Below are 11,946 nucleotides of genomic sequence, written 5' to 3'. Positions count from 1 at the left end.
TTTCAAGCGAAAGGATACTGTTATGGCCAATACTTACACTTATCCGCGCAGAGAAGAGATAGCGAACGCAATAACGCATGGCATAGGAGCCGCGTTAAGCGTTGCCGCGCTGGTGCTCCTGATCGTTTTTTCAAGCTTGAAGGGCACGGCCTGGCATGTTGTGAGCTTTACGATCTACGGATCCACGATGCTTCTGCTCTATTTGAGCTCAACGCTCGTTCACGGCTTGAGGGACGGGAAAGCCAAGGATTTCTTTGAGTTTATGGACCACTCTTCCATTTATTTGTTTATCGCGGGGACCTATACGCCGTTCCTGTTGGTCGCCATCCGGGGGCCGCTGGGCTGGAGTCTCTTCGGAATCGTATGGGGCATCGCGCTGTTCGGCGTCGTATTTAAAGCGTTTTTTGTCAAAAAGTTTCTGTTCCTCTCCACGATTTTCTACATTGCGATGGGCTGGCTGATCGTCATTGCCTGGAATCCGTTAACGGCGGTAGTCGCGCCTCAAGGCATGAATTTGCTTGTTCTTGGCGGCGTGCTGTACACGCTGGGTACCATTTTCTATGTATGGAGAGGCTTCCCGTACCATCATGCCATCTGGCATTTGTTTGTGCTGGCAGGCTCGATTCTCCACTTTTTTGCGATACTGATTTACCTTCTGCCTATCGGTTGAACCGCTGGGAAGACGGCTATCTGCGCATGATGAAGGATGACAAGGGAAATGGCTTGACATCCTTCTTCGTTTTTTGTATGATAAGGTTCGTTAAGCGAACTGTAAAGTGTTTTTCCTTGACGAGGGGGTGCCCTTAAATGAGTCAGGAGAATCGGCTCGAGAAGACGAACCGGATCAATTTGCTGTTCGATTTCTATGAGCAGCTGCTGACAGAGAAACAGCAGACCTTTTTGAAATATTATTTCCATGACGATTTTTCCCTGGGTGAAATCGCCGGCGAATTTGAGATTAGTCGTCAGGCCGTCTATGAGCATATTAAGCGCGCAGAGCAGGTGCTCGAGTCTTATGAAGAGAAGCTGGGACTCCTGAGCAAGCATGAGGCGCGTGTCCGAGAGCTGGATAAGTTTCGGGAAATGGTGGAGACTAGCGACCTGGACGAACATGATAAGCATGTAATGACCGATATGGTCGAACGATTAAAAGTATGGGATTAAGTATGAACGGAGGTGGCGGATATGGCGTTTGAAGGATTGACCAGCAGACTACAGAATGTGTTCAGCAAGCTTCGTGGTAAAGGCAAGGTGTCCGAAGAAGATGTAACAGCCGCCATGCGTGAAGTTAGACTCGCGCTTCTGGAAGCCGACGTTAACTTCAAAGTGGTTAAGGATTTCGTATCCAAAGTAAAAGAGAAGGCCATCGGCAAGGAAGTGATGGACAGCTTTACGCCCGGCATGGTGATCATCGACATCGTTAACAAAGAGCTGACGGAGTTGATGGGGGGAAGCCAAGCCAAGCTGGCGAAGAGCAATAAGCCGCCGACGGTCATTATGATGGCCGGTTTGCAAGGTGCCGGTAAGACAACGACCTCGGGAAAGCTGGCTAAGCTGCTTCAGAAGCAGAACAGCCGACCGCTGCTCGTGGCAGGCGACATCTATCGCCCCGCTGCGATCAAGCAGCTCGAAGTGCTCGGCAATCAGATCAATGTGCCGGTATTCTCCTTAGGAGACAAGACAAGCCCGGTTGAAATCGCGAAGCAGGGCCTACAGCATGCCAAAGATAACGGCCACGATTATGTCATTATCGATACCGCCGGCCGGCTGCATGTCGATGAAGAGCTGATGGAAGAATTGAAGCAGATCCACAGCGTGGTGAATCCTGATGAAGTCCTGCTTGTCGTTGATGCGATGACGGGTCAGGATGCGGTGAATGTCGCGGAAAGCTTCAACCAGCAGCTGACGCTCACGGGCGTCGTGCTGACAAAGCTGGACGGTGACACCCGAGGCGGTGCTGCCCTCTCGGTTAAGGCCGTTACCGGATGTCCGATTAAATTTGCGGCGCTCGGGGAGAAGATTGATGCGCTCGAGCCGTTCCATCCGGAACGGATGGCATCGCGGATCCTCGGCATGGGTGATATGCTGTCTCTTATCGAGAAAGCACAATCGAACATTGATGCGGACAAGGCCAAGGAAATGGAACGTAAAATGCGCAATGCCGAATTTACGTTTGAGGATTTCCTGGAGCAGATGGATCAGGTGAAGAAGCTCGGTCCTCTGGATCAGCTGATGGATATGATTCCAGGCATGGGCAAGATGAAGCAAGCCAAGGATCTCAAGGTTGACGAGAAGCAGATGGGACGCATCGAGGCTATCGTCCACTCCATGACAACGGCGGAGAAGCAGCAGCCTGACATTATCAATCACAACCGTCGTAAACGGATTGCGGCCGGGAGCGGAACCTCGCTGGCTGAAGTGAACCGGCTCATCAAGCAGTTTGACGAAATGCGCCGCGTGATGAAACAGTTCTCGGATATGATGGGTCCTAAAGGCGGCAAGAATAAGGCTTTGAAGCAGCTGAAGGGCCTGACCGGCGGAAAAGGCATGAAGTTTCCGTTCCGTTAAACCCCGGTTATATCGGATGGACATTTTTTGAAGGAGGTGAATTTTCAAATGGCAGTACGTATTCGTCTGAAACGCATGGGTGCTCACAAGGCTCCTTTCTACCGCGTGGTGGTTTCTGATTCCCGTTCCCCACGTGACGGCCGTTTTATCGAGGAAATCGGTTATTACAATCCGGTTGCTCAACCGGCTGAAGTTAAGATCGATGAAGAGAAAGCACTGAACTGGCTTCAAAATGGTGCGCAAGCATCTGACACGGTTCGCAACTTGCTTAGCAAAGCGGGCGTAATGAAGAAGTTTCATGAGCTGAAGCATCAGAAATAAGACTGATCGCGAGGGTTATCTATGGAAGAATTAGTTCGCGTTATTGCTAAGGCTTTAGTGGATCATCCAGAAGATGTGACTGTGAAAACCGTTGAGAAGGAGCACTTGATTGTATATGAACTGTACGTGCATCCTGACGATGTCGGGAAGGTCATAGGCAAACAAGGGCGTATCGCCAAATCATTGCGTACAGTCGTTACATCGGCGGCAGTTAAAATGGATAAACGGGTGACCGTTGATATCATTTCTTAAAATATACGAAAGGGGGTTAGGATGCATGTCCTAGCCCTTTTTCGTACATGCTGAAGAAATCAGCCGGTCATACCAGCTTAGAACGTTCATTAAGTGATGCAGGAGGAAGACCATGTCTGAAAAGTTGTATACCGTAGGCAAAATCGTGAACACGCACGGCATTCGCGGCGAAGTTAAGGTCATGCCGCATACGGATTTTGCCGACCAGCGTTTTGCCGCGAAGAGCAAGCTGTATATCGTTCCCGACAAAGGGAATAAGATTGAAGTAACGGTCGAAACATCCCGCTTTCATAAAAACATGTATGTCCTGAAATTCAAGGAGCTTCATGGGATTAACGAGGCTGAAAAATATAAGGGCTCGCTGCTGAAAATCACCGAGGATCTTCAGGAGGAGCTTCCGGAGAACGAGTACTATTTCCACGAGATCATTGGTTGCAAGGTGATAACGGATGAGGAACCGGCTGAGGAGCTTGGCACGATTTCCGAGATTTTGACGCCAGGCGCCAATGACGTATGGGTTGTCAAAACGCCTAAGGGAAAAGAAATTCTTCTCCCGGCCATACCGGATGTCGTACTGGATGTCGACAAGGAATCGAAGCTTGTCCGCGTGCATCTTATGGAAGGGTTGTTATAGTCCATGCGGATTGATGTGTTGACGCTGTTTCCCGAAATGTTTGATGGCGTGTTCCATTCGAGCATTCTGGGTAAAGCGGCCGAGAAAGAAATCGTGAACCTGAATGCCATCAACTTCCGCCAGTATGCCGGGAACAAGCATGGGCAGGTCGACGATACGCCATATGGCGGCGGTGGCGGAATGGTGTTAAAACCGGACCCGATTTTTGCTGCGGTAGAGGACATCCTCGCTTCGGATCCGAATGAGATTTCGAATCATGGGGAGGGAGCTCACCCTGCTGGAGAGATTTCGGCGGAAATCACCGGCGCAGCCAAGCCTCCGCGAGTCATTCTGATGTGCCCGCAAGGAGAGACTTTTACGCAGAAGAAGGCGGAAGAGCTGTCTCAAGAAGAGCATCTGGTGTTTATATGCGGGCATTACGAAGGTTACGATGAACGAATCCGCGAGTTTCTCGTGACGGATGAGTTATCCATCGGAGATTACGTACTTACCGGCGGAGAGCTGCCGGCCATGGTGGTCATCGATTCCGTCGTCCGATTGCTGCCGGGTGTACTTGGGAATGAAACTTCGGCGGTGACGGATTCATTCAGTACAGGCCTGCTGGAATACCCGCACTATACACGTCCGGCGGAGTTCCGCGGCTGGAAAGTGCCGGATATTTTGCTAAGCGGTCATCATGCGAATATCGATGTATGGCGCCGTGAACAAGCGCTTAAACGGACATGGGAAAGACGCCCTGAATTGTTGGAGGAACTGGAGCTTTCGAAACAGGATATGGTGTATCTTGAGAAATTACGTGCCCAAAGCGGCAAGGCAAAATGAAACGAATAACGGATGACGAAAAGAGAGGGCTTCTCGTAAATGGGCCTTCTCTTTTTTTGTTGCGGCTCAACTGTAAGATATCGAACCTATTGTTCGCCCAGTGAATAGTCTGCAGATATGGGTGTTTGCTGAGTCGTAGAGAAGCAGAACGAGGAGTGAAGCATATTGGATTCCCCACGGAGAGGAAATCGCGGCAAATTGAAGTGCACGCCTTCACGAAAAATAGCGCCCAGGCGAACGAGGTTAAGAGAGCTTTGGTTGAGTCGCCTGGTTTGGTCGTTTCGCCAATTGAGAGCACTTGTCCGCATATTCATTGAGCAACCGGTACATGAAAACTTCATTCGTCTAAAAAGACAAGTTCGACGGATCCAAAAAATGTTGTTGTCTTCCAATATGTCACTATCTAAAAGCGAAAAGCGATTTATCCGAATGGCCGCTGAACAAGTATTAGTTATTTCTAATATGAACAATAGCAGAGAAATTATAGATCGAATAAACTTTTTTGCAGTACTTATCCTTTCTTATGCCGAGCGCATCGGAATAGGAAGATTGATTAGATCATCCGTTCTTGAAATTAGCAGTTCGCTCAACAGATGGGGTTATGCACAAGAAAGAATGGATTTGATCCCATTACACAACTTGGTCGATAATCTCCCGTTATATATTGCGGACGCAGTGACGAATCCAGGGATGGAATCCGCCAATAGATTAGGAGTTGTTTTTGAAGATATCAATCAACAAGTATCCCGTTTGGGCGCTTCTGCAGCGCAGCGGGAAGCTCTGCAGACAGCGTCCCAGGACGTAATGGCATCACTGGTGGAAGGCGCGTCTCCGATGCAAGTGAATGATCGATTGATGAATTATACCAATATGCTTGGAGAAACGGTAACAACTTTGGATATACCGACAACTGATCGGAATGGGTTGTTGTTTTCTTTGTTATCTGTTTCAAGAATAAGTGCCGAGAGCGTTCAAAGTATGATGATGCAGGATTTCGTTGAAAATGTACAAGATCTAACGGGACCGACGGGCGAAACTGGAGCTACAGGTTCCGAAGGAGTACCGGGTGTTCCTGGGGCAGCGGGGTCAACGGGAGCAGCAGGTGCAAGAGGGTCAACTGGAGCGACGGGAGCAAGAGGGCCGACGGGTGCAGCAGGCGCAAGAGGAGCGACGGGAGCGGTAGGGGTAAGAGGGGCAAGAGGGTCAACTGGAGTAGGAACAACAGGTGAAACGGGAGCAACAGGAGCTACGGGAGTTACAGGAGCAACAGGAGAAAGAGGAGCCATGGGTGCAACCGGAGCAACGGGTGCAACTGGAGTAACTGGGGCAACAGGGGCAACAGGAGCTACAGGTGCAACAGGTGCAACAGGAGCAACAGGAGTAACCGGAGCGACAGGAGCAACGGGAGCAACAGGAGAAAGAGGAGCAACGGGAGCCACTGGAGCAACAGGAGTAACAGGGGCAACAGGAGCGACAGGAGCTGCAGGTGAAACTGGTGCAACAGGTGCAACGGGAGCAACAGGAGAAAGAGGAGCAACTGGGGTAACAGGAGCCACAGGAGCAACAGGAGTAACAGGAGCCACTGGGGAGACGGGAGCAACGGGTGCAACAGGAGCCACGGGTGCAACGGGTGCCATCGGAGAGACAGGAGCAACTGGGGTAACAGGAGCCACGGGAGCTACAGGGGCCACGGGAGGAACGGGAGCAACCGGAGCCACTGGGGAGACGGGAGCCACGGGAGCAACAGGAGAAAGAGGAGCAACGGGAGCAACAGGAGCCACCGGAGAGACAGGAGCAACTGGGGTAACAGGTGCCACAGGAGCGGCAGGAGTAACAGGAGCTACGGGAGCCACGGGAGCAACAGGAACTACGGGAGCAACTGGGGTAACAGGAGCGACAGGAGTAACCGGAGAAACAGGGGCAACCGGAGCAACCGGAGCAACAGGAATAACAGGAGCGACAGGTGAAACGGGTGCAACGGGAGTTAGTGGAGCAACGGGAGTTACGGGTGCAACCGGAGCGACAGGAGTAACCGGAGAAACAGGGGCAACCGGGGTAACAGGAGCAACCGGAGCAACGGGGGCAACAGGAGTAACTGGTGCAACGGGAGCAACAGGAGAAAGAGGAGCAACGGGGGCAACGGGAGCAACGGGGGCAACGGGAGCAACGGGAGCAACGGGAGCAACAGGAGTAACTGGTGCAACGGGAGCCACAGGAGAAACTGGGGCAACAGGAGCAGCCGGGGTAACAGGAGCAACCGGAACAACAGGAGCAACGGGGGCCACAGGAGCAACAGGAGTAACCGGAGAAACAGGGGCAACCGGGGTAACAGGAGCGACCGGAGAGACAGGAGCAACGGGGATAACCGGAGCAACCGGAGCAACAGGGGTAACAGGAGCAACTGGGGTAACTGGAGCGACTGGAGTAACAGGGGCAACAGGAGAAACTGGGGCAACAGGAGCAACCGGGGTAACAGGAGCAACGGGGGCCACGGGAGCAACAGGAGTAACTGCTGCTAGACTAAAAAGTAGACATGGAGAACCGAGAATCGGGTAAAATGAATCTATCCAAATTCGAGGTGCTACCATGACGAAAAAATACGATAAAGAATTTAAACTGCAAACGATTCAGATGATCCAGGAAGAAGGGAAAGCGGTGGCGCAGGTCGCCCGCGAACTGGGGATCAGCGACAACACCCTGTATCGTTGGATGGCGGAATACAAGAAAGACGGCGCACAGGCCTTTCCAGGCAGTGGGCAACTGAAAGCCGACGATAAAGCAATGAGAGATCTTCAGAAACGCCTTCGTGATCTGGAAGAGGAGAACGACATCTTAAAAAAGGCGATGCACTACTTCGCCAAAGACCGGCGCTGATCTATGCCTTCATCCACGATCATCGCTTCAAGTGCCGAGTCTCGAAGATGTGCGAAGCCTTTGAAGTATCCCGAAGCGGCTATTACAAATGGACCCAGCGAAAAGCCAGCAAACGTGAAAAGCGACGTCGCAAGCTGGAGCGGCGGATCCGTCGTATCTTTCTAGAATCCCGTCGATTATATGGAAGCCCCAAAGTAGCAAAAGAACTGCACAAGCAGGGCATACGAGTGTCCGAGAAAACAGTCGCTCGGATCATGAAGGAGCTGGGTTTACGTTCTCGCACGGTGAAGAAATACAAGGCCACAACCAACTCGAAGCACAACCTGCCTGTCCAAGAGAACGTGTTGAACCGCGAGTTTAATCCGTCCGCTCCAAACAAGGCCTGGGTGGCTGATATTACGTATATCCCGACCGATGAGGGGTGGCTATACCTGGCAAGCATCATGGACCTGTACAGTCGTAAAATCGTTGGATTTCACATGGATGAGCGAATGACGAAAGAACTCGTGTTAACGGCGCTGGACCGCGCCCACAGCCAGCAGCGACCGTGCGAAGAGGTTCTGCATCATTCGGATCGCGGCAGCCAGTACGCTTCTCATGACTACCAGGCGCGGCTGCGCACCTACAAGATGAAAGGCAGTATGAGCCGCAAAGGGAACTGCTACGATAATGCGTGTATTGAATCGTTCCACAGTGTGCTTAAGAAAGAACTTGTCTACTTGGAGAAGTTCAAAACACGCAAGCAAGCCAAGAAACGCATTTTTGAATATATTACCTGCTTCTACAATGGAAAACGAATCCATTCCGCGATTGGGTATTCTACGCCCAATGAGTGCGAACGTATGTACCGATCTGCCGCATAATTTTCTCGATTCTTTGTGTCTACTCTATTGACAGAGGTACAAACTGGTGCAACAGGAGCAACGGGAGCAACAGGAATAACTGGTGCAACCGGAGCAACAGGAGCCACGGGTGCAACGGGAGTGATAGGAGCTACGGGAGCAACAGGTACCACTGGAGAGACTGGAGCAACTGGGGTAACAGGAGCTACGGGAGCGACAGGAGAAACGGGTGTAACAGGAGCAACTGGGGCAACAGGAGCAATTGGGGTAACAGGTGCAACGGGAACAACAGGAGAAACGGGAGTAACAGGTGCAACGGGAGCTACAGGCACAACGGGAGCAACAGGGGTAACAGGAGCAACCGGATCAACAGGAGCTACAGGTGAAACGGGTGCAACAGGAGCAACAGGGGCAACAGGAGCTACGGGGGTAACAGGGGCAACAGGAGCTACGGGGGTAACAGGGGCAACTGGAGATACTGGAGCAACAGGGGTAACAGGAGCTACTGGAGCGGCAGGAGTAACGGGAGCTACAGGAGCAACGGGGGTAACAGGAGCAACAGGAGCAACGGGGGTAACAGGAGCAACAGGAGCAACAGGAGTAACAGGAGCGACAGGTGCAACGGGTGAAACGGGTGCAACGGGAGCGACAGGAGCAACAGGAGAAGCGGGAGCAACAGGAGTAACAGGAGAAACGGGTGCAACAGGAGCAACAGGGGTAATGGGAGTAACAGGGGCAACAGGAGCCATCGGGGTAACGGGAGCAACAGGAGGAACAGGGGCAACAGGAGCTACGGAGCGAGCGACAGGAGCTACGGGAGCAACCGGAGAAACTGGTGCAACAGGAGCAATGGGGGTAACAGGAGCTACGGGAGCGACAGGAGAAACGGGTGTAACAGGAGCAACTGGGGCAACAGGAGCAATTGGGGTAACAGGTGCAACGGGAACAACAGGAGAAACGGGAGTAACAGGTGCAACGGGAGCTACAGGCACAACGGGAGCAACAGGGGTAACAGGAGCAACCGGATCAACAGGAGCTACAGGTGAAACGGGTGCAACAGGAGCAACAGGGGCAACAGGAGCTACGGGGGTAACAGGGGCAACAGGAGCTACGGGGGTAACAGGGGCAACTGGAGATACTGGAGCAACAGGGGTAACAGGAGCTACTGGAACGGCAGGAGTAACGGGAGCTACAGGAGCAACGGGGGTAACAGGAGCAACAGGAGCAACGGGGGTAACAGGAGCAACAGGAGCAACAGGAGTAACAGGAGCGACAGGTGCAACGGGTGAAACGGGTGCAACGGGAGCGACAGGAGCAACAGGAGAAGCGGGAGCAACAGGAGTAACAGGAGAAACGGGTGCAACAGGAGCAACAGGGGTAATGGGAGTAACAGGGGCAACAGGAGCCATCGGGGTAACGGGAGCAACAGGAGGAACAGGGGCAACAGGAGCTACGGGAGCGACAGGAGCTACGGGAGCAACCGGAGAAACTGGTGCAACAGGAGCAATGGGGGTAACAGGAGCGACGGGGGAAACAGGATCAACAGGAGAAACCGGAGAAACTGGTGCAACAGGAGCAACGGGGGTAGCAGGAGCGACAGGGGCAGCAGGAGAAACTGGTGCAACAGGAGCAACAGGAGCAACAGGGGTAACAGGAGCAACGGGTGAAACAGGAGCCACGGGTGCAAGGGGAGCAACCGGAGAGACAGGAGCAACTGGGGTAACTGGAGCGACAGGAGTAACAGGGGCAACAGGAGAAACTGGGGCAACAGGAGTAACAGGGGCAACAGGAGCAACAGGGGCAACAGGAGTAACAGGAGAGACAGGAGCAACGGGTGAAACAGGAGCCACGGGTGCAACGGGTGCCATCGGAGAGACAGGAGCAACTGGGGTAACAGGAGCCACGGGAGCTACAGGGGCCACGGGAGGAACGGGAGCAACCGGAGCCACTGGGGAGACGGGAGCCACGGGAGCAACCGGAGCAACAGGAGTAACAGGAGCTACAGGAGCAACGGGTGAAACAGGAGAAATTGGTGCAACGGGAGGAACAGGAGCAACCGGAGCAACCGGAGCAACTGGGGTAACAGGAGCGACAGGAGTAACAGGGGTAACAGGAGCAACGGGTGAAACAGGAGCCACGGGTGCAAGGGGAGCAACCGGAGAGACAGGAGCAACTGGGGTAACTGGAGCGACAGGAGTAACAGGGGCAACAGGAGAAACTGGGGCAACAGGAGCAGCCGGGGTAACAGGAGCAACCGGAACAACCGGAGCAACGGGGGCCACGGGAGCAACCGGAGTAACTGGTGCAACCGGAGCAACGGGAGCCACTGGAGCAACAGGAATAACTGGAGCAACCGGAGCAACCGGAGCAACCGGGGTAACAGGAGCCACGGGAGCAACAGGAGAAAGAGGAGCAACGGGAGCAACGGGAGCAACAGGAGAAAGAGGAGCAACGGGAGCAACTGGGGTAACAGGAGCAACCGGGGTAACTGGTGCAACCGGAGCAACAGGAGCCACAGGAGCCACAGGAGCCACAGGAGTAACAGGAGCAACGGGAGCAACAGGAGCTACGGGAGCAACTGGGGTAACAGGAGCGACAGGAGCAACAGGAGCAACAGGAGCAACAGGTGTAACTGGGGAAAGAGGAGCAACAGGAATAACTGGTGCAACAGGAGCAACGGGGGTAACAGGAGCAACAGGAGCAACGGGGGTAACAGGAGCAACCGGAGTAACAGGGGCAACAGGAGCAACGGGAGCAACAGGAGTAACTGGTGCAACCGGAGCAACAGGAGCAACAGGAGAAAGAGGAGCAACGGGGGCCACGGGAGCAACAGGAGTAACAGGAGCAACCGGGGTAACAGGGGCAACCGGAGCCACCGGAGCAACAGGAGTAACTGGTGTAACGGGTGCAACAGGAGAAAGAGGAGCAACGGGGGCCACGGGAGCAACAGGAGTAACAGGAGCAACCGGGGTAACAGGGGCAACCGGAGCCACCGGAGCAACAGGAGTAACTGGTGTAACGGGTGCAACAGGAGAAAGAGGAGCAACGGGGGCCACGGGAGCAACTGGAGTAACTGGGGCAATGGGAGTCACAGGAGCAACCGGAGCAACGGGAGCCACGGGGGTAACAGGAGCAACCGGTGCAACAGGTCCGGCAGGCCCGACGGGTCCAACCGGGTCTACTACCCTCGTGGGCGGTAGTGTGATCTATGCCAGCAATGGAGTCGTTCAAAATGTGGCTACCAATTCACCGGTTACTTTTTCAACAAGCACACTTCAAGGTGTAACCTTTAACGGTACCACGACGCTGACCATCGTGACAGCTGGCTTCTACTACTTTGACTGGCAGATTTCGCTCGAAACGGGTTCGTCAGCGCCTAATACTTTCGGAGTCGTTGTCAACGGTAATACGACAAACACAGCGAACATGAACTCGAATTCAGCCAACGCCGAGGTATCAGGATCTGCCGTCATCAATTTAAGTGCAGGTAATACCGTTGGGCTCTATAATTTATCGCCGGTTAGTAAATCGATAACGGCACCGCAAACCGCTGCAAGAATTTCTATCTTTAGAATTGGCTCATAGCCCAATATTGTATACTTCAGTGTCAATTTTTTTAATATGGTTGATGCA

General features: G+C 53.2%; 10 protein-coding genes. All 10 read left to right on the top strand.

The window, feature by feature from the left end:
* Positions 1 to 22: 22 nt before the first annotated feature.
* The 10 genes from trhA to MHH82_RS21360 all read left to right on the top strand — a co-directional run bounded on the left by trhA (position 23) and on the right by MHH82_RS21360 (position 11,898).
* Positions 23 to 670 carry a PAQR family membrane homeostasis protein TrhA gene (gene trhA, locus MHH82_RS21405; RefSeq protein WP_015736361.1) on the top strand — a complete coding sequence of 216 codons (648 nt, stop codon included), beginning with the start codon at positions 23 to 25 and terminating at the stop codon, positions 668 to 670.
* 137 nt (positions 671 to 807) lie between these two features.
* Positions 808 to 1,164, top strand: coding sequence for a putative DNA-binding protein (locus MHH82_RS21400; protein WP_009594991.1), 357 nt, complete (start codon positions 808 to 810; stop codon positions 1,162 to 1,164).
* A 21-nt stretch (positions 1,165 to 1,185) separates the two neighbouring features.
* Positions 1,186 to 2,568 carry a signal recognition particle protein gene (gene ffh / locus MHH82_RS21395; protein ID WP_009594989.1) on the top strand — a complete coding sequence of 461 codons (1,383 nt, stop codon included), beginning with the start codon at positions 1,186 to 1,188 and terminating at the stop codon, positions 2,566 to 2,568.
* A 48-nt stretch (positions 2,569 to 2,616) separates the two neighbouring features.
* The gene (gene rpsP, locus MHH82_RS21390) at positions 2,617 to 2,889 is read left to right on the top strand and encodes a 30S ribosomal protein S16 (protein WP_006211361.1); all 273 of its coding nucleotides are present in this window, start codon (positions 2,617 to 2,619) and stop codon (positions 2,887 to 2,889) included.
* Between the two features lie 21 nt (positions 2,890 to 2,910).
* Positions 2,911 to 3,141, top strand: coding sequence for a KH domain-containing protein (locus MHH82_RS21385; protein WP_006211360.1), 231 nt, complete (start codon positions 2,911 to 2,913; stop codon positions 3,139 to 3,141).
* 112 nt (positions 3,142 to 3,253) lie between these two features.
* The gene (rimM, locus tag MHH82_RS21380) at positions 3,254 to 3,775 is read left to right on the top strand and encodes a ribosome maturation factor RimM (RefSeq protein WP_277746404.1); all 522 of its coding nucleotides are present in this window, start codon (positions 3,254 to 3,256) and stop codon (positions 3,773 to 3,775) included.
* Between the two features lie 3 nt (positions 3,776 to 3,778).
* Positions 3,779 to 4,597: a tRNA (guanosine(37)-N1)-methyltransferase TrmD gene (gene trmD, locus MHH82_RS21375; RefSeq protein WP_036663959.1), complete on the top strand. Its 819-nt coding sequence runs from the start codon at positions 3,779 to 3,781 to the stop codon at positions 4,595 to 4,597.
* A 165-nt stretch (positions 4,598 to 4,762) separates the two neighbouring features.
* Positions 4,763 to 7,153: a collagen-like protein gene (locus MHH82_RS21370; protein WP_340967815.1), complete on the top strand. Its 2,391-nt coding sequence runs from the start codon at positions 4,763 to 4,765 to the stop codon at positions 7,151 to 7,153.
* A 30-nt stretch (positions 7,154 to 7,183) separates the two neighbouring features.
* Positions 7,184 to 8,334 (top strand): IS3 family transposase gene (locus MHH82_RS21365; protein WP_248931314.1). Its coding sequence is split into 2 segments (ribosomal slippage): positions 7,184 to 7,439 and positions 7,439 to 8,334, totalling 1,152 coding nucleotides; the frame shifts between segments, so codons are not numbered across the junction.
* Between the two features lie 27 nt (positions 8,335 to 8,361).
* Positions 8,362 to 11,898, top strand: coding sequence for a beta strand repeat-containing protein (locus MHH82_RS21360; RefSeq protein ID WP_445661978.1), 3,537 nt, complete (start codon positions 8,362 to 8,364; stop codon positions 11,896 to 11,898).
* Positions 11,899 to 11,946 lie beyond the last annotated feature (48 nt).

The organism is Bacillus sp. FSL K6-6540 (assembly GCF_038007545.1).
The sequence above is the reverse complement of the archived record's forward strand: the minus strand, read 5'-3'. Positions and strand labels throughout refer to the sequence as shown.